The 23,782-nt window shown below is 68.5% G+C and carries 13 protein-coding genes and 2 pseudogenes; 9 read left to right on the plus strand and 6 right to left on the minus strand.

The annotated features are described in order from the left end of the window. Positions 1-73 precede the first annotated feature (73 nt). Positions 74-661 (plus strand): hypothetical protein, encoded by a 588-nt coding sequence (locus tag ACSNOG_RS23135; protein ID WP_436754618.1) that lies wholly within the window; start codon positions 74-76, stop codon positions 659-661. Between the two features lie 643 nt (positions 662-1,304). On the opposite strand, the pseudogene ACSNOG_RS23140 reads toward ACSNOG_RS23135, so the two are convergent. Then, a pseudogene (locus tag ACSNOG_RS23140) lies at positions 1,305-1,692 on the minus strand (type I glyceraldehyde-3-phosphate dehydrogenase); the annotation flags it as partial. A gap of 193 nt (positions 1,693-1,885) precedes the next feature. On the opposite strand from ACSNOG_RS23140, the gene ACSNOG_RS23145 reads away from it, so the two are divergent. Both ACSNOG_RS23145 and ACSNOG_RS23150 read left to right on the plus strand, forming a co-directional pair. Then, a complete protein-coding gene (locus tag ACSNOG_RS23145) occupies positions 1,886-2,416 on the plus strand; it encodes a GNAT family N-acetyltransferase (protein WP_436754619.1) in 531 nt (176 codons plus the stop codon). A gap of 2,357 nt (positions 2,417-4,773) precedes the next feature. Further along, the gene (locus ACSNOG_RS23150; RefSeq protein WP_436754620.1) at positions 4,774-5,811 is read left to right on the plus strand and encodes a hypothetical protein; all 1,038 of its coding nucleotides are present in this window, start codon (positions 4,774-4,776) and stop codon (positions 5,809-5,811) included. A 1,105-nt stretch (positions 5,812-6,916) separates the two neighbouring features. Here ACSNOG_RS23150 and ACSNOG_RS23155 read toward each other — a convergent pair. Beyond that, positions 6,917-8,098, minus strand: coding sequence for a cytochrome P450 family protein (locus tag ACSNOG_RS23155; protein WP_436754621.1), 1,182 nt, complete (start codon positions 8,096-8,098; stop codon positions 6,917-6,919). A 1,400-nt stretch (positions 8,099-9,498) separates the two neighbouring features. Between ACSNOG_RS23155 and ACSNOG_RS23160 the strand changes: the two genes are divergently transcribed. The 6 genes and pseudogenes from ACSNOG_RS23160 to ACSNOG_RS23185 all read left to right on the plus strand — a co-directional run bounded on the left by ACSNOG_RS23160 (position 9,499) and on the right by ACSNOG_RS23185 (position 18,680). Beyond that, entirely contained in the window at positions 9,499-9,693 is a 195-nt protein-coding gene (locus tag ACSNOG_RS23160; protein ID WP_436754622.1) for a hypothetical protein, read from the plus strand. A gap of 24 nt (positions 9,694-9,717) precedes the next feature. Then, a pseudogene (locus ACSNOG_RS23165) lies at positions 9,718-9,930 on the plus strand (NUDIX hydrolase); the annotation flags it as partial. Positions 9,931-10,641: 711 nt separating this feature from the next. Then, positions 10,642-11,265, plus strand: coding sequence for an RNA polymerase sigma factor (locus ACSNOG_RS23170; RefSeq protein WP_436754623.1), 624 nt, complete (start codon positions 10,642-10,644; stop codon positions 11,263-11,265). Next, the gene (locus ACSNOG_RS23175) at positions 11,262-11,660 is read left to right on the plus strand and encodes a hypothetical protein (RefSeq protein WP_436754624.1); all 399 of its coding nucleotides are present in this window, start codon (positions 11,262-11,264) and stop codon (positions 11,658-11,660) included. Before ACSNOG_RS23170 ends, ACSNOG_RS23175 begins: the two co-directional genes overlap by 4 nt. Before the next feature lie 1,750 nt (positions 11,661-13,410). After that, complete coding sequence (locus tag ACSNOG_RS23180; protein ID WP_436754625.1) at positions 13,411-14,463, plus strand: LLM class flavin-dependent oxidoreductase; 1,053 nt, start codon at positions 13,411-13,413, stop codon at positions 14,461-14,463. A gap of 2,855 nt (positions 14,464-17,318) precedes the next feature. After that, positions 17,319-18,680: a glycosyltransferase gene (locus tag ACSNOG_RS23185; RefSeq protein ID WP_436754626.1), complete on the plus strand. Its 1,362-nt coding sequence runs from the start codon at positions 17,319-17,321 to the stop codon at positions 18,678-18,680. Positions 18,681-19,752: 1,072 nt separating this feature from the next. Here ACSNOG_RS23185 and ACSNOG_RS23190 read toward each other — a convergent pair. The 4 genes from ACSNOG_RS23190 to ACSNOG_RS23205 all read right to left on the minus strand — a co-directional run bounded on the left by ACSNOG_RS23190 (position 19,753) and on the right by ACSNOG_RS23205 (position 23,709). Continuing rightward, on the minus strand, positions 19,753-20,574 hold the full coding sequence (locus tag ACSNOG_RS23190) for a lipase family protein (RefSeq protein ID WP_436754627.1): 822 nt from the start codon (positions 20,572-20,574) through the stop codon (positions 19,753-19,755). A 492-nt stretch (positions 20,575-21,066) separates the two neighbouring features. Then, positions 21,067-22,080, minus strand: coding sequence for an NAD(P)/FAD-dependent oxidoreductase (locus tag ACSNOG_RS23195; protein ID WP_436754628.1), 1,014 nt, complete (start codon positions 22,078-22,080; stop codon positions 21,067-21,069). Next, positions 22,077-22,634: an isoprenylcysteine carboxyl methyltransferase family protein gene (locus ACSNOG_RS23200; protein ID WP_436754629.1), complete on the minus strand. Its 558-nt coding sequence runs from the start codon at positions 22,632-22,634 to the stop codon at positions 22,077-22,079. The genes ACSNOG_RS23195 and ACSNOG_RS23200 overlap by 4 nt, the downstream gene beginning before the upstream one ends. A 10-nt stretch (positions 22,635-22,644) precedes the next feature. Next, positions 22,645-23,709 carry a type III polyketide synthase gene (locus ACSNOG_RS23205; protein WP_436754630.1) on the minus strand — a complete coding sequence of 355 codons (1,065 nt, stop codon included), beginning with the start codon at positions 23,707-23,709 and terminating at the stop codon, positions 22,645-22,647. Positions 23,710-23,782 lie beyond the last annotated feature (73 nt).

A 23,782-nucleotide genomic window follows, 5' to 3' on the forward strand; every position in this document is an offset into this window, starting at 1 on the left:
TGTATAAGAGACAGACACTCCACCGTCATCCCCGCCTGCCACGCCGACATCCCGGTCCTCGTACACCTCGCCGGTGCCCTCGTACGCCCCACCGGTATCCCGACCTGCCACATCGGTATCCCGGCCGGCCCCGCCGCCGCGGCGGAAAGGCATCGCGCGCACTGCACTGTTCGCGGCCCTCGGCGCGCTCGTCCTGACCTCCGTTGCGGTGGCGGGTTACGTCCTGACGAACGGCGCCAGCGACACGGGCGGTGGCACGGCCTCCGCCGGCGCGACGAGCACGCCGCAGGCAGGGCAGAGGACAGTGACTCTGGCCTCCGGTCAATACCTGGAGCTGAACGATGTAGCGCTCACGCCGCGCGAAGGTCCCGAGGATGACCTCTACTTTGCCTGCGTGGAGTTCGAAGGCTGCAAGCTCGGCGCCAATCACGCCCAGCTCGCGCAGCTGGATGCCGGCGAGCGGGGATCGCACGCAGCCTGCCGAAAGAGAAACGTCTTCACCACTATCCTCAACACGGACACGCTCATGGCGGGATCGCAGCTCTGCGTGCGCAACCAGGAAGGATTCGCCGCCCTGATCACCATCAAGAACTTGTCGGTATCTGACCACCGCGACGCGTCCGTCGTCCTCATCATGGACGTCTGGCGCGACTCCGCCTGAGGACGGGCGGCCCTTGACTTCCGTTCCCTGCCCAGCTCCTCCGCAAGGGAGACGTACTGACAAAACATCAGGGGTGATGTGGCGTCAGGGACTCTTTGCTCGCCCGGCAGAGGTGCTTCGGGACGTGAGGGCGGGGCCCGCTCGCTCGGCGGCCTCACAATTAAGATCCACCCTGGGCGCGAGCGGCTGTTGCCGCCCTCTCTCTGTGATCGTCGCACCGGGAGCTCGGAGAAGGCTGACCGCCGCAACCTCCGGCTGTGCAAAAGGGCACACGCGGCGGACGCCAACCCGACTTCGACGAAGAGCAGTACCGTAAACGCACGACGGTCGAACGTGTCTCAAGTCCCCAAGCCCCGCTCATCGCCCGCGCTTGCCTGCGGGGCTCAGCCAGGTCGCGGCTCTGTCGGGTGCGTCAGGCGGGATTCGAGGGCCGTCGAGCCTGTCATGGCTGGCTGTAGGTCATCGCGGAGCGACGCTTGATGAGTGCCCTTTAGGTCGTGAGGATCCCGCCCCTTCCGGCGGTCGACGGGGCCGCTTCTCTTCCTTGAAGCGCTCCGGTCGCCCCGGCTGGCCGGCCGGAGCGTTCAAGGCAGGTGCTGGGCCGAGCGGTCGCTGGGGGCGGGGTACTGCTCCGGACATCCGGTCAGCGGATGGTGAGGAGGGCGAGCGGGTCGATCACGCGGTTCGAGAGCCCCACTCGTTGGCGTACCACGCGACCACCTTGACGTGGCAGCCGTCGACGCGGGTGAGGTCCGAGTCGAAGATCGACGAGGCGGGGTTGCCCGTGATGTCGGACGACACGAGCGGGTCGTCCGAGTACTCCAGGATGCCGGCAAGCGGGCCCTCCGCTGCGACGCGGTACGCCGCCAGCACGTCGTCGCGCGTCACGTCACGGGCGACGACCGTGTTGAGTTCGACGATCGAGCCCACCGGCACCGGCACGCGGATCGAGTCGCCCGACAGCTTGCCGTCGAGGTCCGGCAGCACCAGGCGATCACCTTGGCAGCACCGGTCGTGGTCGGCACCACAGAGTGGCGCGGTCACCGACCAGCAGACCAACAAAATACCGATTCTGCCGAGGCCGGACGGGGAGGCGGCAGCAGAACTGCCGTTTCACAGACCTTCAGGCGCGAAAGCAGCAGAGACCCAGAGCCTGCCGACACAACACCAACCATCAAGGCCCTCAACCGAAATCATTTCTCAAACGATCAGTAGGCTTCCCTCGTGAACGACACCACACGTGGCATACGGATCAGACCGGGCAACCTGGCCGACGTACCAGCCGTGCTGGGCATGCTCGACTCCGCGGTGGCCTGGATGAACGATCGCGGCAACACCCAGCAGTGGGGTACGACACCCTATTCGCAAAAGCCCGGCGGGCCGGAGCGGGTCGAGCGCTACATGGCAGAGAACACTCCATATATCGCCGAGTTGGACAGAACACCTGTCGGAGCCCTGGTCATGGACTCCGGGCCCAGCCCTCAGATGCCGATCGCACCGGCCGAGGGGGCCGAGCGATACATCCGGCTGCTGGTCTCCGACCGACAGTACGCCGGCCGGGGCATAGGGGTGGCACTGCTGACCCATGCCGTCGATGAGACCCGGCGGGCCGGCGTGGAACTGCTGCGAGTCGATTGCTGGGCGGGCGGCGGGGGCGAACTGGTCGCGTTCTATGAGCGCAACGGATTCGTCGCCACTGATCGTTTCGTATCCGAGGCCTGGCCGGGGCAGGTGCTGGCTCGGCGGGTCGGCTGACGGCGCAGCCGGAACGCCCAGGGGCAGGCTCGTGCAGTAGGTCTGGAAGGGATTTCCACCGGTCGATCCTGGCCCGATCCTGACCCGTCGGCGGTCCCGCTGACGGGTCAGGCGCGGCAGTCTTGAAGCGGATCGGCTACCTCGGGGACACCTGCTGACGGAGGCATCGAGGCGACTACGCACCGCAATCCGAAACGATCAGTACGTGCAGACAAGGGCAGTGGGCACAATTGAAAAGCAGACGACGCGTTGACGATCAGATGGCAGCCGCCTGCCTGACCCATCTGGCAGTTCTTGAAATCCGTCGCATGGCCAGGCGCCGCGAGACTCTGAAGAGCTGGCCGGACGATGACTACGTCGCCTGCATCGCGTGGCTTGCCGATCTCGTGCACACCATTGCCGGCGGGGTCCGGCCGGCTCGTCGGTGGCCGCCGTGGCGTAAGGGCAAGCGCCCAATGCAGTGGACTTGGAGCGTAGCGGGCCCCGCCGGTAGAGAATGGATCTTGGCTATGTTGGAGCAGGAGGGGTTGGACTGGACTCCCCCGCCTCTCATACGGCCCGACGGGGCCGACGCTGAGGTTTAAGCATCTCCCTCACCGTCGGCGGACAGCGGCGCAGCAACTGAATCGCTGCCTCCGTCACCGTCAGGCCGTGACATTCCCGCTCTCCTGGAGAGTGTGTCGGTGTGGGCGGCAGCCCGTCGTGCGCGTGGGGAGTCCCCGGGGCCCCGTCGGGCCGGTGTGGTTCCCTTCAGGTGCTGGTGCAGCAATCGGATCGTCTGTTCCAGCTGCAGGTCCAGGCGTCGGCGGTTGCGGATCTCGGCGATGATGAAGGTGCTGATGCCGAGCTGCCGGACCAGATAGGTGGCGGGCCAGCCCCGCTCAGCCAGGTCCTGCAGCCGCTGCGCCGCATCATCTGCCGACGTCAGGCCCGGTCGGCACGGTGCTCGTGCCCCAGAGGGGACAGGCAGGCCGAGGACGGCGTCGGTGGCGTGCGGTGGACTCTGGCCGGGGTGCGTGCCGGCTCCAGGAGCCTGCGGAACGAGATGACCGAGAGTCCGACTCGCTCGGCGGTATCCCCGGCGGACATGCTGGCCTGGCGCAGGCGCAGGCGCAGGCGCAGCGCATGAGCCGCGGCAGGTGCTGCATCGACCCGGGCGCCTTGGCCGGTGGCGCGATCGGTTTCCCGGCGTGCCCTGGCTCTGCGGGCGGCCTATCGGCACTCTTCGCGGCTGCAGCCGTAGTCTGCGCAGGAGGGGCTGCCGTGACGGACTCGGCTCTTGGACAGCCGTCGGCTTCGAGCAGTGGACTGCTGCATGAGGCGGGATTATGTTGTCGTGGGCCGGTGGTGGGACGGTTCACCACGAGGGGACACGGCCGCCTCAGCGGTGATCTTCATGGTTCGCAACATGAAGTGATCTTCCCAGGCAACCAACCAGAGAGATGCCGGAGTCCGCGTAGTGGGCACCGTCGTTTTGGGGTGGAACGTCGACACCCTAGCGTGCCGCCACAACCGAGATCAGCCCTGACGCTTTTTCACCGAAGCTGCTCTCGCCGAGGGGAGGACGGAAGCGGCTTCATCTTGATGTTCATGGCGGGCGAAGAAAACCCAGATGATCAGGAGGTCGCCCTTGGCATGGACGCACACTGCCTGGTCACAGCGAGACAGGGGACCGCGTATGACTGTGCACGCGAGCCGTTCTCACGGGCAACGTCCTCCGCGTCTCGTTCCACCCCCGAAGCACTGGAGAACCTACGGTTGAGCGACGGCGAGGTCGGGGCCCATCGAAGCACCGGCCAAGGATGTCGTCCTGTTCCGTAAAGTCCTCGCCCAGGTGCTCACCTACGGACGTGCGAACGCTATGCCTACTCGTATAGCCGTCTGAGCCAGCCACCGGATCAGGTCCAGTAGGTGGGGAAGTCGAGTGAGACCGAAGGCGCAACTTATGGGGAACTGTGTGACCGTCGACAGCCAGACCGTCTCTATCGGCCAACTGCCCCGCTGCGGCTCCGGCCGGTCAACATGTGCACCTCCGCCCTGCCGCCGACCACCTCGAACCGCTCGCACATGCGGGTCTCACACATAGAGGTCCGCACCAGTTCCCTCGCAGCACGGCCCCGAGCCAGCTGTCAGAAGCAGGAGTTCCGCCCCGGCACTGCTGCGCAAGCCGTCGGCCGATTCCGGCCCCTTCCGGCGGCCGACGTGGCGAGCTCTACGAACGTCTCGCGGACAGCCGTTCGAGACCGATATGATCATTGCCAGGCACCGGCTTCCCTCTGGTGTAGTGGGCCCCTGACGCGCCCATGGTGAGGTAGCTGCACGGGGCCTGGAACGACTGTGGCCCTGGGGGTGGCGCCGTGATTGCCGACGCATACGACTACTTCATCGAACTCCGCGACGGTCACACCTCCGAGCGGCCCGCTGCGCTGTGGCGGAGCGTTCGTGACAGCGGTGTGTGGCAGTTCTGGTCCACGGCGGACTGGTCCTGGCGGCCGGTTGGTGACCGGCGCCGGGTGAGTGCGCCGCCCAGGCGGGACACTTTGCGGGCGGTGGATTCCCGTCGGGCTGCGGAGCTGCAGGACGACCGGCAGCTGTGGGCCGAGTACTGGGTGGAATTCGAGGACGGGCCGGATGGCCGGCGTATTGCGCAGAGTGTCATCCGGCGGCGGTGCAGTCCCGAGGAGACGCGGTGTGAGTTCTCGAATGGGAACAAGTTCTGGATGATCACATTGATCCTCTCTGAAGGGGACGAGGCCAGCGGCACGTGGGAACGGGTTTCGGTGGCCGAGGCCGATGCCACACTGAAGGTGCTCAAGGGGCGGCCTGGAGCGACGGAGCTCGGCCGCAGCGGATTGAACGACGCCCGGCTTGAAGGATCCTTCCGCTACTACGCCTCAATTGGCAGCGAAGGCGGGATCACGGGACTGTGGCGGCGCGAAGGCGACCAGTGGGAGTTCTTCTCTGCCCTGGAATGGGGCTGGTTCCCCGAGTCCTACAAGTACGCTCTCTACTCCATCGGCACAATCCGCCGGGAGGGCAAGTTGCCGACACACCCTGAGGAACTGGAGCTTCAGGAGATCGACGGCGAGCGGGCACGGGAGCTGGAAGCCGACCGGGAATCATGGATCCGAGGCTACTGGCTGTACTGGGCCAGTTCCACGGACTGGGAAGCCGGGGAGCGCCCCTGTGCCATCATCCGCGAAGTGAGCGGTGCACGGGCATGGCGTGACGAGCTTTTCCCCGGCCACAACGACCGCTGGGTCGACACCGACGACGTCATGCGCTTCCCCGACTACCGATCCAGTGACTACTCTTGGCTGGAGAAGACCGACCGTGCCGGGGCCGCGGCGTTCCTCGAAGAGGAGTACGCCCTGATCGGCGTCGTGGAGCACTGATGCCGGACTCGGACGCGAAGACGCTGACCCGATGGAAACGGCCACCCGGGTGACCGTCCGGGACACCGTGGGGGAAGGCCGGACTACACCCGCATCGCGATGGCACACGTCTGGTCGGGCCCCGCTCTGCGGAGGCCGCCGAGGAAGTACGTCATGACGAAACGAGCGGCAGCCCGAGGAGGCCGCGGGACTGCGCGTGTCCATTCCCACCGGGCTGAGGGCGTAGATCGAGGACGTCGGGGTCGCGGGGCGGTGTCTAGGCGGCGCGGGGAAGAGTGGGGGCCACGTCGGACCAGGAAGCCATGCGATCGCCCACACTGACGGAGCACGCACGGTCGGCCTTACCTCCCACCTCCACGAGAAGCGGCGAATCGGCTGTACGAGCGCCTCGGGTCCAAGCTGCGCGAATCAACGTCTACCGCTTCGCCGAGTAGGCGGTGTGGCTGGCGGGCGGTCTCCCTCGGCCCGGAACCCGGACCGCACAGATGCTCACCCCCATGTGGGCGCGCTGGCGTCCACGCTCGAAGTCATGACAAGCAAGACAGGAAGCGGATGACACGGACACCCTTCACTCAGGGTGCTGTCACCGTCATTCGGCTACCGGGGATGCCGGGGTTCGCGAACTGGCTCAGCGCGTGCCCGGCCGCGTCCGGTCCGGGCTCCATGCCGACGCCCCACGTCACTTTCTGCTGCTTGAGGACCGGCGCTGCCCGACCTGCTGAACGCACCCCTGTTCGTACAGTGGCCGTTGCCTCCGCGGGGCAGCCACTTGCCCTGCTTCGCGGTGGCCAACAGCAGCCAGCACCCCCGCCTCAGCGACGTGCCGGAGCAGATACGCGCGCTGAAGCACGACCTCACCCGGCCCCTCCGACGCTCCCTCGCCCAGACCGCAACGCCACCCACTCTCAGCGGCACGCAGCGGGGCTCGAAGGCACAGAAGCCCAAGCGTCCTTCGCGCCACAAGTCCAAGCGCCGTCAGTAATAGAGACAGCACCTGCCCGGCGAGGGTCCTGCCTGGAGAGGCGCGAGCACAGCCCGGCGTGGGTGAATCGGCGATGCCCTCGCGTTCCTTTACCTGTTCAGGAGCCCAGGCTGCGTAGCTCTTCTACTGCGTGAGCACCGGCAATGACTCCAGGCCCCGCATGAGCCGCGTGCGGCGCCATCTGAGCTCTCCGGTCGCCACGGCGAGGCGCAGGCCGGGAAATCGGGCCAAGAGCGCACGGAGGGCAATCTCCGCCTCGGCCAGGGCCAGGGGCGCGCCCAGGCAACGGTGGTTTCCGTGACCGAATGCCAGGTGGCCTCTGGCGTCGCGGTCGGCGTCGAGACAGTCCGGATCCGGATATTGGGTGGGGTCCCGGTTGGCCGCTCCGGGCGAAATGAGCACGGGGACACCGGCAGGGATCTCGCTCTCGCCGAGGGTGAGCGCCTGGGTGCTGTAGCGGAAGGTTGCGATCCCGACCGGTGAGTCGTAGCGCAGGAGTTCGTCCAGCAGACTGCCGATCCGGTCAGGGTCGGTGCGTACGTGGTCGAGAAGGCCGGGGTGCCGGAGCAGCGCCAGGGTGGCGTTGCCGAGGAAGTTCGTCGTGGTTTCGTGACCGGCGACGAGTATGAGGACAGTGAGGGAGACGAGTTCGTCCTCGCTGAGCTGGTCTCCTTCGTCCTGGACGGTAATGAGCTCGCTGAGGAGGCTGTGGTCCGGTTCGGCGCGCTTGGTTGCGATGAGGTCGGCCATGTAGTCGGCTACGGCGTGGGAGGCGGCGTCGATCCGTTGGGGCTGTCCGGCGGCGAAGAGGTCGTTGGACCACGTGCGGACCTGTGCGTGGTCGTACTCGGGTACGCCGAGTATCCGGCAGATCACCGTGACCGGCAGCGGGATGGCCAGGGCGGCCACGAGGTCCACTTCGCCGTCCGCCGGGAGGTCGTCGAGGAGACGGTCGGCGGTGTGCTGGATGTACGGGCGCAGGCGGGCGACGGCGCCGGTGGTGAATGCCTTGGTCACCAGGTGGCGGAGCCGTGTGTGCTGGGGTGGGTCGGTGGCGAGCATGTTGTGCGCGACCGCGGGGTGAAGGTTGCGGTGGGAGGCACGGTCGCCGAAGAACCGCTTGGTGTTCTTGGACAGTCGAGGGTCCGTGAATGCCGCTTTCGCCTCGGCGTAGCCGGTCACGAGGTAGCTGGGTCGGCTGCTGGAACCGGTGTTCACTTGGCTCACAGGCGCCGCGGACCGCAGTTCATCGTAGACGGGGTACGGGTTGTGGAAGAACTCCGGACAGGACAGCGGGTCGCTCATGGTGGCGGGGTGGCTCCCTTCTTGTGTGCGGTCTCACCGGTGGCCACGTGCACCAGCTCGCTGTTGGCGTACGACTGCGAGACAAGCGGCAACCACCCGGAGATTTTTTCCTCGGCGTTGATGAGGATAATGAGATCTACCTGATCGAGGCCTCGGGGCGACGTTCGGCCGGGCCCAGGAAGCGCCGGAAAGCTCATCCTGGGCATCGCCCCCAGACGTATCGATTAGGCCTGGCGGGCGTCAGGAGCGGCGCCGGCCAGGCGCCCCCGACCGATTGCGACACGCATTGAGCGCCGACTTCCATGAGACCGCTCGTGCTCGGGGACACCACACCGGGGTCTTCACTGCCGGTCAACACGTGGATGGTTCAACGTGGTCTGGGAGTGGCGAGGCATGACTCGGTCCTCAAGCGGCCGGGCGGTCGGTCCCTAGCTTGTCCACGTCCGCACCGACCATGAAAGACCAGTGACCGACGCCATCCAGCACGACGCCATTCTGAGCTCGGTAACCAAAGCCGATCGGACACCGCTGTCCCCCAACACTGGGCCACTGCTGGCTTTCGCATACGCGTCCCTCGCTCGCGCCAAGATCATGCCGGACAGTCGGCTGTCTCGCCCCCAGCTGCCGCTCCGACTCCATGTCGACACCGATTCACAAGCCAGCCTGACCTGAACCGCAGGCGCTACCGCGGCCACATGGCCCGGCGCCGCTACCCCGTCATCTCCGGGCGTGCTCAGCAAGGTATCCGGGGTCCCTTCAGGGCTCGATGACGCCGGTCAGATGGCTATGGTGTCGGCAACCGTCACATGCCGTGGCAGCCCGCGCCAGGTCCCGCCCCTACTGCCCGGCGGCGACGCCGTTGCTGAGCGCGCCGACGCGCTCTGGAGCGTAGTACTCAGGATAGGCAGGGCCTCTTCGTTGAGGTATGGGTCTCCAGTGTCGGCTGGGGTGCTGAAGGGCCGGCCGTCGCGGACCTGTCGCTCGGTGGCCCCAGTGCACAGTTCGCCCGACCAGCAGGACGTAGCCGTCTTCGCTGCGCTCCTGCTGTCCTCGCTCCATGAGGGTCGGCTGGGTGCCGTGCGCATACTCCTGAGATGACTGTGCCGCTCGCTGCCCGCATCCACCTACTGATCACCTTGGTGTTGGTGGTCTGCGCGATGCTGGGGGGCTTGTGCGTGGGTCTGTCCCTGGCGGCTGGCTGACGGCTGTTATGGCTGCTGGAGCGGCGGGCCTGGGGGCGGGTATCGGTTCGCGCCTTGCCCGTCGGCAGGTCATGGCATGTTCTCGCCGGACGGCCTGACGGCGGGGCGGTCAACGGGTACGCAGAGGGGGTCGCCGGCACGGTCATGGTCAGCATCGCCACGTACCGGGCCGCGGTCTTTCCTCTCGTGCCTCATAGTGTGTCCGAGGAGGAGCGGAAGGCTCGCCGTACGCTGGCTTACCAGCTGGCCGCCTTGGACGCCCTGCCGCGCCCGGTACGGCTTTCGGCAGCCGCGGCCCTGGAAGTCATCGACCGGGGAACCTATGCCGAGCAGGCGGTTACCGCCATGAAGGACCTGTCCCTGACCGTTTACGAACAGCGCCGGAGCCTCTGAGCTGGCTCCTGGTGGCTCGCACGACGGCGGGCAGCGACCTGCACAGCCGCGCTGACCGACCTCCCTGGCGGTTTGGTTGACGAGGGCGAGACACCGCTGGAGGCCGCGCAGCGGGAGCTCGCCGAGCGGGCGGGCCTGTTCGCGTCTTGGCTGTGCCGCTCGGCACGGTGGCCTCCGTCCGCTCCGCCTGCACGGAGAAGGTCCACTTGGTCCTCGCCCATGGCTGCCAGACCGTGAGACAGAGCCTGGACGACAGGGAAGACCTGGCCGTGGAGTCGCGGTCCCGGCACCAGCACACCGAGGGCGGCATCGCCACCGCGGCCGACGCCGCTCATGCCTTCCAGGTCCTGGGCGATGCGTCCCTGCCTCGCCGCCGCCCACCGGCGGCACACACGGTCGCCGGGGCCGGCAGCCGAGGCGTGGGTCCGCGTCATGCGCGCAGAAGGCAGGCATCATTCCTGGCCAGGGACCCACCCGGGCACCCGGGCATGAACCGCGAGGCAGTAGAACCAGCGGGCGGTGAGGGCAGCCGACTGCAGGACGCGACGCCTAACCACCTCGCCCGACCGACATCCGGACGCTCGGGCCCCATCCGCATTCGCCAGCCGCCCCGGGTGTGCCGCTGAACGGCCGGTTCGACAACGTGGTGCGGTGCGCACCGCGTTTGTCGGCTTTGCGCCCCGTGTGCCGTGGCTGTGGGAGCGGGGTTCGCAAGAGACTTCGGCTGGATGTGAATCCTTTTCGGATCTCCCTGCCTCTTGTCTGTGTACCGGCCGAACGAACGGACCGGCAGAACCGAAAGGAACCACCCATGATGGTCACCAGCCTCGTATTGATCGGAGCCCTGCTCGTGGGCGCGTGCAGCTGGCACCTGATGCGGCGCTACAAGAGCCGACGCTGACCAGCACCCACCCTGCCTGTAGAGCGGCTTCCGGGGAGGAGTCTTCGATGAACCAACGCTTCACTTGGCCGGACGAGCGGCTGATCAAGGCCGCTCAGGACGGCGACGTCACTTCGCTTACCACCGTTGTCATGGAATCGCAGCCTCATGTGCGCAGGTTCGCCATATCCCTGTGTTCCTCACCGCAGGACGCGGAGGACGCGGCGCAGGAGGCGCTGATCATCCTCTATCGGAAGATCGGCACGTTGCGGGCCACTGGCGCGCTTGCCTCGTGGATGTTCCGGATCGTGCGCAACGAATGCCTGCGGCAAGTCCGGCTGCTCGTCTCGCAGAGCGACGAGGCGACAGCTGGACCGGAGGCGGCTGCGGAACCGTCCGCCGAGGACGCGGTGCTGCACAGGCTGGAGGCGGAGCGCATCGCGGCTGCAGTCAGCGCCCTCCCCCGTGACCAGCGGCAGGTCCTGATCATGCGGGACGTACAGGGCCTGCCCGGCAAGACCGTCGCCCATTCGCTCGGTCTGAGCAGCGCCGCGATGAAGTCCCGGCTGCACAGAGCACGCGCAACACTGCGTCACTCTCTGGCAGCGACAGACCAGCCACTGGGTCAAGCCGCCGGTCAGATGCGGGATCAAGCTGTCGACCAACCAGTCGGAGGAGTCTCACGACCGTGAACACCCTGAACGTCACGAACACGATAGAACCCGCACTGAGCGCGAAGGCCCAGGCCGCCGCACAGCCGGCCGCGCCCGACATGAACTTCGCCAGCACCTCCCTACCGCGCCATCTGGCTCGCGGCGCCATCGGCTTCGGCCTGATCATCGCCTCGATCGCTCTGGTACCCGTCGCTGGCCCCGCCACCCTGCTGGCGGCCCCGCTGGCTCTGATTGCCTTCCGCGGCTGCCCCACCTGCTGGATGATCGGCATGGCGCAGACCATCTCCCTCGGCCGCCTGAAACGCCAGTGTGCGGACGGCGTCTGCACCCTCGCCAAAGCACACCCGACGGCGGTGCCCCACAGGCCGGCGGGCCAAGCCGAGGTCGCACAGACCTCGTCCGGCCCGTCATGACCGCGCCCTCCTCGTACGCGGCCAGGGTCGGGTAAAGGGTGGGGCGGCCGACGCCGGGGTGCTCGGCGATGGGGGTGACGGACTCCTTGGCGTCGCGTCAGCGCCGGCTGCCGCGGTAGCGGCGTGCTGCAGTATCCGCGCCGATCTCGGCCCAGCCCCTCGAGGGCCGCACGGTCGGCGGTGACCGCGGCCGCGACCGCCGCACGGGCCGCCTCCAGCAGTTGCAGCGTGCTCCGGGTGTACAGGGTGCCGGGCCGGCCGAGTTCAGAGTGCGGCCGGTTCCGCCAAGTCGGCTGATGCCAGTAGGGCTCTGCCGCCCCGGCGTCGAGGGCCGCGGCCGGGCGCCGGACCTCGCGGGCGGCCGCGTACGCCGCGGCGCGGAGCCGGTGACGCTCCTCATCCGTCGCCTGCAGTCGTTGCTCCCGCCGTTCCAGACCACGCGTGATGCGCTGCTGAGCCGGCGTTCACGCGGACGGCAACGTTCGCAGCAAAAGCGCCGCGGCCGCCTGCCACCGGGTCCGGACAGGTCTCGGCGCTGCTTGCCCTCGAATGCGAAACCCTCAGAGCCCCCAGGCCGCTGTTGTGTAGTAGAGCTCCGGTTTCCCGGTGAGCACGGTCAATGGCGCTACCGTGCGGCTGAATCGGAGATACGCCGCGAGGTTGGCAAGTACCACCATGTGGGCGAGGATCAGCACACCCGGTACCCCGAGAAGGATCACCCACTTGCCGTGGGCGGCTGAGAGGGCTGCGCCGAGGAGCCAGGTGCCGCCCGGGGGATCGGTGCTCGCCGTGGCGATGGGTGGTTCGTCCCGCAGCTGCTGCTTGATTCGGGCGCTGGCAGGTCCTTCCCGTTGGCTGAGACCCGGAGGAACGCGGACTCCGCTCCGCCGAGCCGCTTGTCCGGAGACTGGAGTACGGGCCCGTGCCGTATGTCGAACCGGCCGGGCACCGGGCTGGTCCAGCAGACGACCTCCGCAAGCCGTGTATCGGCGCCACTCGACGTCGCCTTCATCGTGCCTGATGGGCAGCGCAGAACCAAGGCAAGCAGGGCCCGGCAAGGGCCTCGCAGCAGGATGAGGTCGTTGGAGCGCCGTCCTGTGGCGTCTGTGCTCGGCGAGGGGCAGACCGTTCCGCGCTCTGGCGGGCGCTCGCCTTCTGGCCGCTCTCAGGTGGCGCCCGGACCGGCTGGCTACACGATCCGCCGGCAGCGCCGGGAGGACGCTGCGCGCAGCCGCTCACCGATCACGGTGGGCTCCCACGCCCCCTTCTCCGACCGTTCGAGAACGCGCCCTACCTCTCGATCAGGCGTGCCCCCGGAACACCGCCTCAACGATCTCGCTGACCAGGCGGGTGTACCGGTGGAGCTCCCCGCCGTCGGCCTGCCGCCCGTCCCGCGCGCGCGACATCGCCGACGCGGCACGCCACGCGAGTTCACGCCGCTTCCACCTACAACCGGCGCCCCCACCGCCAGCTCGTGGTGTGGTCAGCGCCCTGGCTTCGGCGCCGGTCGATCGACCCCCGTGTGACGGCCCGAACAGACCCGATCCGTGAAGATCAATGACGTTACGAAGCAGCCCCGGCACGAGCGGCTGCACCCATCCGGTGAGGCCAGCTGGAGCCGACGCTCAGCAAGCAGGCCGCCTCCATGCCGGGCTGGTGGTTCCGCCAACCGCGTCACGGCCATGGGCTTCGGCCCTGGGACCTGCCAGCATGAGCAAGCTCGATCCGGTCCTCGTACTTGGGAGGTTTGATGCGTGCAGGTGTCGTGGTCGCCGCGCAGCCGGGTGTGGAGGATCTGGCCGTACAGGCCGAGGAGCTGGGCTTGCGCAGTTTCTGGGTCAACGACACCCCGATGGTCCATGGTGACCCCTTCGTCGCCTTGAGCCTGTGTGCGAAGGCCACCCGTCGCATCCGGCTCGGTATCGGCGTGACCTCACCGGCGTTGCGCTCGGCCCCGGCCGCAGCGAGCGCTCTCGCCAGCCTCAACGCTCTGGCACCGGGCCGGATCATCTGCGGGGTCGGCACCGGGAACACCGCCCGGCGCACCCTGGGCATGCAGCCGGCCACGACCACTGAACTGGAGAACTTCACCGCGGCGCTGCAGGATCTATGCGCCGGGCGCTCGACCTGTTACCGGGAAGGAGACCGGGTCCGCGACATCCGGTTCCTCCACACCGGGGCGCACGTGAACACCACCGATCCGATCGAGTTCGTCGTGGCCGCGCTCGGGCCCAAAGCCGCCGCCGTCGCCGGCCGACGCGGCGCCGGCCTCATCTCCTTCGGTCTGCTCGACCCCACCGCCTGGCACGCGCTGCACGACGCCCGCCGCCACGCCGCCCACGGCGCGCTCCGCGGCCCCGGCTCCCACAAGGACTCCTACGTGGTCACCGCGCTCCACCTGCTGCACGGCAACGAGGACTTTGACAGCGACGCGGCCCGGGATGCCACAGGTCACCTCGTCCTGTCACTGCTGGACTACGCCGCCGACACACCCGCCTTCGCCAGGCAACTCAGCCCCGGCCAACGCGAAGCGGCACGGCAACTCCTCGACCGGCGTGGCACCACCGCTACCGCCCCGGACCGGTACACCAAGCTCTACCCCAACTACCTCGGACGCATCGCACCACAGGACCGGGACCTGGTCCTGCCCTCACTGATGAACAGCATGGCCCTCATTGGCACCCGCGACGACCTCCGCGCCCGCATCACCACCCTGGAACAGGCAGGCGTCGATGAACTCCTCATCCAACCAGTAGCCGACCCACTCACCGAGATGACCCAGCTCACCGAACTCCTCACTTGAACACCCACTCACGGAGGAACGGCTTCAGCCGACCCCACCGGGCAGGGGCCGCCACTCGCGCTGGGCCGTTTCATCAGTCGGCCTCTACCATTTCCATGTCTCATGAGACAGCGGGCAACCAGCCCGCCCTCTGTCAACCTTGGCCTGGCAAGACCGAGACAAGGTCATGATCACCGAGCAGTTGAGACATAGGCTAAGCCCCTATCGGGGCCACCTGTCGTAGATCGTCATTAGGTTTGCGACCGCAGAAACTGCTGCGGCCGCGGCTTGAGCCCACCGCCGGAGGAATGGGATTCCCCACCGCCGACGCAGAGACCTCCGCTCGTCCTGGTTTTCCATCAACCCTCCATGTCGGACTCGAACTTGCCCTATTAAGGGGAGCGGGCCCATCCCTACAGTGGGATCGGACCGTGGCTTCAGCACGACGAGCTTAAAGAGGAAGACGCCTCTCGTCATGAGAGGAGAAGGCTCCTGACCTGCTCATCTGCTCGCCCTACGCGGCGGCGGTGCCATGGTGGGTGAGATCGCAATTCGGGGCGAAATGGCACGCTCGACAATCACCGAAATACACAACGGCAACAAATGACACACTCAGCGACCGCCGAAATTAAGCGCGGCGACTCTTGACGTGTCGATGTTTCACCCGTGCAACTTCTGGGCAAAATAGCCGGCTGCCTATGCCCACATCGGCCAGGGGTACCGTCCTTCACGATTCGAACTCGCTAGCGAAACAATTCGCCATTCGGTTTGAATTGTGGCGGAAATCACCGACACTGGCGCTCCGGATAACGCGCCAGCAGGGGCTGATGGTTCGCTTCGGCAGGCTCGGTGTTCATCGAGAGCGAAGACTGCTCCGTGTCCGCTGCGTACTTCACCGAGGGCTGCGTGATCGTGGCGGAGGGCAGCGAGTCGGCGGGCATCTGGGCCCTGCGAACACCCGACGCCGCTGCCCAACAACTCCCGACAGACAACCGCGGGACTCGTCGAGGGGATTCGACAACGAACAGCTCGCGGTGACAGCTCCCGAGCCGGGCCGCCATCCTCTCGGCAGTCTCCGCCCGTTCCAGCAGTTGGTAGGCGTCGAGCGGCGCAGCCGGGGCACACCTCTCCGGCGCCTCCGGCACTTCGCGCAATCCTGCAACGTCAACCCCGCCGCCCCGTCAGCTCGGCGGGACAACTCCGGCAACAGCACCGTCGATCGCTCCCGCCTACGCACCTCCGTCATTGGCGCGAGCTCGGCCGCCGTTGCGGTGCGGGAACACGCCCCGGCGCCTCGAGCTTGGCGAGCAGGCGGGCGTAGGACTGGTGCGGTCGAGTTCTACGCGTGCGGTGCGGCCGTTGGCGAGCAGGACCCCGGCGTCGGGTGTCAGGGCACCGCCAGGTGTGGGGTGAGCGACTTCGAGCTGCTAGTCGCCCGAGCCCGCGTCCGCGGCACCGAATCAGTGGAAGGCAATGAGGGTGTTGGCCGCGCGAAGGCGTGCCCACGCAACCCGGTCTTGGCCACCGCACGGCGGCCGCTGGCCCGGCCGGTTGCCGGTAGGCGGCAGCCTCAGCTAGCCCGGCTTGCAGCACCAGTAGTTCTGCTGCGGCTGGGTGCGTACGGCTCGGCAGAGCGGGGACTCAGCCTAGAGGTTGCGCGCACGCGGCGGACATAGTCGGTGCCCTCCTGGTGCAGGAGCAAGAGCTGGTGGAGCTGACGCGGTGCGGCCAGACCCAGCCGGACGAGGGTGAGCAGGACCTCGCCTCAAATTTCCGCTCCGGCATTCCCCGCGACGGCCTTACGGGCCGAGATGCTTCGACGCGCCGTGAATCCCGCAGGCCAGACCCCTGCATTGTCTCGGATGCTTGCCACGAGAAGCGGACCGCCTAGAGAGGAGGTTGCCAGCCGCCCCCGTGTGTTTGATGGCCAATCGGAAGCTAGTATTCCATTTACTGGGAGTTGGTCCACAGGCGGCCCGCCCTTTCGCACTCCGGGATCGCACCTTCCCAGTCGCCGGTCACCGGTCGGCCCAGGTCCTGCCCACCATGACCGGCCGGGTCACCACGCCGCTGACGGCCTCGTGCACCCGCGCTACCAGACCGAGCCCGTCGACTCCGGCTTCCCCCGCGGACTGCAGGGCACCTCGAGCACCCCACGCCCGTGAGGCGCGCAAGAAGAACCGTTCCAGGCCGGCCGGGGACACAAGCGGTCAATTGCTGGCCCCGGCGCGGCGCTTGGGATCCGCGGACCGCGTCAGCCCCGACGCAGAACAACCGGCCGTCGATGGAGTAGGCGTCGACGGCAGGCTCCGCACGCCTTGTGCCGAACTCCACGCCGGGGTCTCCCGAGACGAGGGATCAGCCTGGAACCGAGGCAACTCGGTCATGCTCGGCAGCACTGCAACGACCTCTGCGATACGCATGCCGAGTCTGTTCCGGCGGTGCACCGCCAAGGGCGTGCGGAGACCGGCAACGACCACCCGGGGAGCCGTCGCGCTGTGCCTCGGTAAGGCAAGCAGCCTGGCCGGGACCACCGGGCGCCTATAGCCGGGGTCGGGTGGAGAGCCCTTGCTCGGTTTCGGTCGGGGTGCCGCGCTCAGCCGGCCTTTGGCTTGTTCATTCGTACGGCTGGTGGCGTCATCGGATACGCAGCAAGGCCGTCGTGCCGTGGCGCGCATCGTGCGCCGGGTGGTGTCCGAGTGCGCTGGGTGGTGTCCGAGTGCGTCGGTGGCTTCCGTGAACCCCCGAAGCGGGACCTACCTGGGTGAATCCAGCATCTCACCTGGGTAGCCCAAAGATCGGGCAAGAGCGACGAAAGTGGTGCCGTTCGCGAGGTCGCGCTCCAAAGTCCGGGCGGCACCCACAAGGAGGCTTCCGTGGCTGCACTGGACAAGATCGCCCAGTACGCCGCCGTCTGCATCGCCGTGTTCACGGGCGTCTACAACATCTCGCTCCTCGCCCTGGGCATCGTCCTCGCCCGCCGCACCGACGGTTCCCTGCGCGGGCAGCTGTGTCCGGCGCACCAGCAGCGGCCCGTCGCTCTTCCCACCGGCTGGAGCGTCTTCGTCCTCGTTCCCTGTCTGAACGAAGAACATGTCATCGCCAATACGCTGCGCTGCCTGCTCGACGGTCAGCCGGGCGTGCGCATCGTCGTCGTCGACGACGGCAGCAACGACGGGACCGCCCGCATCGTGCGTGCCGTTGGCGGCGACCGTGTCGCCCTGGTGCGCAGGACGCTACCCGACGCCCGGCAGGGCAAGGGCGCCGCTCTCAACGCCGGACTGCGCACGGTTCGCAAGCAAGCCGGGAAGGAACGTTTGGATACGGGCCGGGTGCTGGTATGTGTGCTGGACGCCGACGGCCGGATGACGCCGGGCGCCGCAAGCCGGGTGACGGAGCGGTTCGCGGACCCGGCGGTGGGCGGGGTGCAGCTGGCGGTGCGCATCCGCGGCAGACATCGCTGGGCACTGCGGTTGCAGGATTTCGAGTTCTGGGCCCTGAGCGCGCTGACGCAGTTCGGCCGGATCGCCACCGGCACGGTGAGCATGGGCGGCAACGGGCAGTTCAGCCGGCTCTCCGCCCTCGACAGCGTCGGGCCGCGCCCCTGGTCGGACTCCCTGACCGAAGACCTCGACCTGGGCATCAGCCTCGCCGCCCGGGGCTGGATGGTCACCTCCACGACCACGGCCTTCGTCTCGCAGCAGGGACTGACCAGTCCACGCCGCCTGCTGCGTCAGCGCACCCGCTGGTACCACGGCCACATGAGCGCCATCAGACGCCTGCCGGAACTCTGGGCGCGGCCCGCTGTCGGCCTCCCGGGCCGCGTTGAACTCACCGGCTATCTGCTCAGCCCGTACCTCGTGACCCTGCCCGCCTCGGTCGTCCAGCACTACGTGCTCCTCCGCGTGCTGTGCGGGGGCGGCGGCGGAATGCCTCGCCTCGTGTCCGGCCCGGTGTGGCTGAACCTCCTGGTCCTGCAGTCGCTGTCCTTCACCGCCTTTCTGGCTTCGGCGTTGCTCTACTGGCGCCGTACCGACGACCTGCCGGTCTGGAAGGCCGTCTGCTGGTCTCCCGTCGTCATGGTGTGCGTCTACCTTGCTTTCGCGGCCGGTTGGCGGGCGTTGTGGCAGATCACCACCCGGCGCAGACACTGGGCCAAGACCGAACGCGCGGTGGAGGCACCCGTCACGTACGGGGTGCCCGCGATCGGGCGGAATGCGAGTAGCGACCCGACCTGAAGACGCATCAGCCGCGCCGTCGTCGCCCTGACTGTCCTGCCTGCGCCGTCAGCCGACTCGCCTGGCCGGTGCCTGTGCCGGCCGGCCAGGGCCAGGGCCGGGGGTAGGGATCGGCGCGGTAGAGGTTGAGCTCGGCGGTAGGCACCGTGGTCGTGACGGTGTCGCGTCCACCGAGCAACCGGTGTTCATACGGGTGGAGGTGCTAGTGACCCGGCGCCAGGTGCCGTACCCCTCAGGGGCGTTGCTGATGTCCACGTCGAACCGGCCCGGCAGGTCGTGCGAGCCGATGTGGACGTCGGCGGTGATGACCGTGCCGCGGTCGTCACCTGGGCGTGCCCCACTGAGGCAGTGGTTGGTGGGGGCCTGCACCGCTCCACGGGCCCATGCGCCCGCCGGAACCGTCAGTCCAGGGCATGATTGACCAAGTCGGTCCGTGCGAGCGTATAGGTCAGCGAGCAGTGCTCGGCCACCTATGTACCGGCGGTGACACTCCGTCGGCCTCTTAACGCACCAGCACCTTGAAGTTGCCGTCAGTGCCACGGGCCGGCGGACGAGGCCGACGCCGCGGACAGTGATGGTGATCCGCACCTGGTCGCCCGACAGCGGCGATGTCGGTGACGACATGACCATCGGCATGTCAGCCGTTCGCCCCCAGCCGACCGCCCCCTCCTGCAGCCCGGGGCCGACCACCCGTATCGGGGCCCGGTGAAGGCCCGCCGCCTGGATCGAAGAGCGGGCGGTAACACCGGGCTCGTTATCGAATGCCAGGCGACGGGCCCGCAACAGCCGAGTGGTCTCCGTATCGCAGGCGCCGGGAGTGCACCTGCCCGAGGAACCCGACCGGTATCCGGACTGGCTGGCTGCGGGTGCCGCGGAGGCCGTCCAGGTGTTCGCCGCCCCGGGCCCGGACGCGCCGATGAGGGCCCGGGGCCCCGACCCGGCACGCCCGATTCTGGGCCCGCCGCACCTCGTACGTCACCGGCCAGGCCACGACGCCCTCGACTCGGGAGCGCCTGCCGTGCCGCCCGCACCGCAGGCGCTCCCCCGTCGAACTGTCGCTGCGAACCGGCGGTCAGGTCAGGTTCTTCTCCAGCGCGGCGACGTACTTGCGGATCGAGTGATCGCGCACGCCGTCGCTCGCGGGTGCGAATGCGTCCGCCGTGAGGCCCTTCGCCCGGTCGGCTAGGCCGCCGAAGAGCGACATGGTGTCGTGGACCTTTCCGGCGGAGTCGATGTACCGCAAGGTCTCCGCGTGGGTGTACGCCGGCTCGGGCGGTAGCTGCGGCACGATGTCGTTGTTGTTCACGAACCGGAAGAGGCGCTGTTTGAAGCCCTTGTTGCACGCGGCGGCCAGCAACCGGTCGCAGGTGCGCGGCTGGCCGTAGGTGTAGACGCCGTCGGCCAGCAGTTTCGGTTCCTCCAGGTACAGCCGCGCGCCGGCGAGCATGGCCAGCGCGCCGCCCAGGCTGTGACCGGTGAACCACACGGTCTGACCGTTCGTCCGGTACTCGTGGAGGGTTTTCTTCACCTCCGGGAAGATGGATTCGAGGGCCTGGCCGAAGCCGTAATGGACGTAGCCCGTCTTCGCGGGGCCCGGCCAGGGCGGGGTTGTCGCGTCGGAGAGCCAGTCGCGGATCTGCTGGGGTTCAGTGCCCCGGAAGGCCGTGATGATCATGTCGTCGCTGGCCATCGTGAAGGCCTGGGTGTCCTCCAGCGGGAAGGGCGGTGTGAACCGCGTCCTGTGGTGCCGTACCCGTTCGAAGCCCCAGTTCCGCGCCTGCTTCTCGATGGTGGCCTCGTCCTTGTAGGAGAGGTCGGCTGCCTGGGCCAGCCAGTAGGCGTGCGCGAGGCTGTAGGTGCGGGCCTTGTGGTCGATCACGGTGGGCACGGGCACGGGAGGCTCCCTTTCACGGGCCGGTGACATGGGGACGTCGCATCACAAGCCGTTACCGAAAGACATACGCATCAAAGAAATCCCATACCCGTTTCCCCTGAAAGAGGGAACACAATGGTGTTTCCAGGCCGGCCCGCTCGGTCTCCCTGGCGACGGACCCTTCCCTGCGCGACGCGACCGCGGTCATCGGCCACGTTGGCCACGTTGGCCACGAACAACCCCATGACCTGAGCCATCGAACTCGCCGCGCCTCTCTCTGTTCCGAAGGGCGTCAGCTGGGGTAAGGCCGCACAGGTATGTGCCCCCCCGCTTTCCCGGGCCGCCTCCTTGTTGTCATCCTCGTGGGCCGCTCCGGCCAGGCGCTCCGACTCCGCCGGACAGGGCGGCGGAGCTAAGGGCACTCCCGCTTCGTGCCAGGCTGGTGAGCGCACGGCAGGAGGCAGAGGGCATAGCTGATGGAGCATTGTCCGCGAAAGTTTTCCGGGGGCGCGGTTACTGCAGGGCGTGGACAGCGGCGGTGAAGACTCGCGGCAGGCGGCGGGCCATCGGGACGATCAGGCGGGCGGTGGTGGGGTGTCGGCGGGCACGCAGCAGGGCTTCGGTGAGTAGCCTGTGGCGTCTGGTCTGGCGGGCCCAGGCCGCTTCGTAGGCGTGCGGTCGGTCGGTGGCCAGGCAGTGGACGGCGGTGCGGGCGGTGGCCAGGGCGAGGGCGATGCCTTCGCCGGTCAGCGCGTCCACGTAGCCCGCGGCGTCCCCGACGAGCAGGACGCGTCCGGCCACTCTGCGCCGTACTCGCTGTCGCAGGGGCCCGGCACCGCGGACCGTACTGTCGGTGGGTCCGCTCAGCAGAGGCGTCAGGGCGGGGAAGGCACTCAGGTGACTTTCGTAGCCGCCGCGTTCGTGGCTCAGCACGGCCACGCCGACCAGGTCCTCCGCGACGGGGGTGACGTAGGCCTCGCCGTGCGGCGACCAGTGGACTTCCACGAAGTCCGTCCAGGGCGGGGTGCGGTAGTGACGGCGCAGGCCGTAGCGGGCCAGGCCGGTGGCGGGCAGTTCCAGGCCCAGGCCACGGCGCAGGGGTGAGTGCAGGCCGTCCGCGGCAATCAGCCATCGGGCTGTCAGGCCCGAGGTGCTCACGCTGTCGGAGCCCTGGTCGACCGTGCCGGCCCGGTCCGGCACGAACCTCACCCCGAGGTCGCTCGCCCGCCGGTGCAAGGCGGCGTGCAAGGTGGTGCGCCGTACACCGAGCCCGTGCCGGTGGGAGAACCGTGCCTCGGAGCTGCACAAGCCGTCGACGTACCGGATGCCGCGCAGCGCGTGTCCGGGCACTTCGATGCCGAGGGAGCGAAGCTCCGCGACGCCGGTGGGCATGATGCCTTCCCCGCAGGCCTTGTCCACGGGGACCTGGCGGGGTTCGAGCACTACGGCTTCCAGGCCGGCGAGGGCCGCGTGGATCGCGGCGGCGAGTCCGGCCGGCCCGCCGCCCGCCACCAGGACGTCGATCACGGGCGTGGAGCGACGGGGGCAGAGGGGGCGGCAGCCGGGGCGCCAGGGGCCGCGGCGGTCAGGGCGGCCTCCTCGCAGCGGATGCGCACGGTCAGTAGCCAGGTGTTGAGGACGGTGAAGGCGAGTGCGGTCACCCATGCCCCGTGGACCAGGGGCAGCGCCAGACCTTCGGCCGCCACGGCCACGTAGTTGGGGTGACGCAGCCACCGGTAGGGGCCGCTGGTCACGAGGGGGAGGCCGGGGACGACGATGACCCGGGTGTTCCATTGCCGGCCCAGTGCGTGGACGCACCACCAGCGCAGCGCCTGAGCTGCTGCGAGGACACCCAGCATGACCCAGCCGAGGACGGGTGGGAACGGCCTGCCGGCCAGGGAGGTTTCCAGCAGGCAGGCTGCTAGGAGCCCGGCGTGCAGGGTGACCATCAGCGGGTAATGGCGGCCGTCGGCCGGGGTAGCGCCGCGGGCGCGGCTCCAGCGGGCGTTGCGGCGTGCAAGAAGCAGTTCGGCGAGGCGTTCGGCCACGACGGCGAGGACGAGAGCGGTGTACCAGGTCATGTGTCGTTGCCTACCAGCGCAGGAGGACGAGTTCGGAGCAGAAGCCGGGGCCCATGGCCAGAAGGAGTCCTGGGGAGCCGGGGGGCGGCCGGCGTTCGGCGAGGGTGTCGCGCAGGACGTGGAGTACCGAAGAGGAGGACAAATTGCCGACGTCTTCGAGGTGGCGCCGGGTGAGTGTGAGCGCCTCCTCGGCGAGGTCGAGCGAGTCGGTGACGGCTTGGAGGATTTTCGGGCCGCCGGGATGGCACACCCAGGCGGCGATGTCCTTGGGCTTGAGGCCGTGTTCGCCGAGGAAGTTGTGGACGTCGTCGGCGAGGTGGCGGCGGACGACGTCCGGGACCGCCGGATCGAGGACCACCCGGAAGCCGGAGGCGCCGATCTCCCAGCCCATGGCGCGTTCGGTGTCGGGATAGAGGCGGCTGCGGGTGGCCACCACCACCGGTGCGGACGGGCGGGGGCGGCGGTGTCGGGAGCCGCAGGCGACGACGGCGGCGGCGCCGTCGCCGAACAGCCCCGTAGCGACGAGGTTGGCCGTCGAGGGATCGTCGCGCTGGAACGTGAGGGAGCACAGTTCGACAGAGAGCAGCACGGCGACGTGGTCGGGCCACCCGCGCAGGTAGTCGTGCAAGCGGGCGATTCCGGCGGCGCCCGCGACACAGCCGAGCCCGAAGACCGGCAGCCGTTTGACGTCCTCACGCAGACCGAGCCGGGTGACGAGCCGGGCGTCGATCGAGGGGGTGGCGATCCCGGTGACGGAGGTGAACAGCAGCGTGTCGATGTCGGTGGGCCGGAGCCCCGCCGCGCGCAGGGCGCCGCGTATCGCCTGGGCGCCCAGGTCGGTGGCGGCACGGATGAAGACGTCGTTGGTGGCGCTGAAGTCGTCCAGTCGGGCGTACTGCTCCAAAGGCAGGACCGTGTGGCGGGTGCGGACGGTCGTACGGGCGTGGAGGCGGTCCAGGACGCGGCGGTCGTCCCCCGGGCGCAGGCAGAGTCCGGCAATGGTGTCGGTGATGGCCTGCTGGGTGTGGCGGTAGGCGGCAAGGACGCCGTGAACAGCTGCGATCGAGGTCGTCATGTGGTGGCCCGCCTTGAGGCTGTGGGTGGGGCGAGGGGCGAGAGGTCTGGGGCGAGAAGCGAGGGCTCTGGGG

The sequence above is a fragment of the Streptomyces sp. URMC 124 genome (assembly GCF_051386455.1).
In the GTDB taxonomy this organism is placed as follows: domain Bacteria; phylum Actinomycetota; class Actinomycetes; order Streptomycetales; family Streptomycetaceae; genus Streptomyces.

Coding starts and splice junctions, on each gene's coding strand:
- ACSNOG_RS23205 (WP_436754630.1), bottom strand. CDS start 23,709: ATGACGACCTCGATCGCAGCTGTTCACGGCGTCCTTGCCGCCTACCGC.
- ACSNOG_RS23180 (WP_436754625.1), top strand. CDS start 13,411: ATGCGTGCAGGTGTCGTGGTCGCCGCGCAGCCGGGTGTGGAGGATCTG.
- ACSNOG_RS23200 (WP_436754629.1), bottom strand. CDS start 22,634: ATGACCTGGTACACCGCTCTCGTCCTCGCCGTCGTGGCCGAACGCCTC.
- ACSNOG_RS23170 (WP_436754623.1), top strand. CDS start 10,642: ATGAACCAACGCTTCACTTGGCCGGACGAGCGGCTGATCAAGGCCGCT.
- ACSNOG_RS23155 (WP_436754621.1), bottom strand. CDS start 8,098: ATGAGCGACCCGCTGTCCTGTCCGGAGTTCTTCCACAACCCGTACCCC.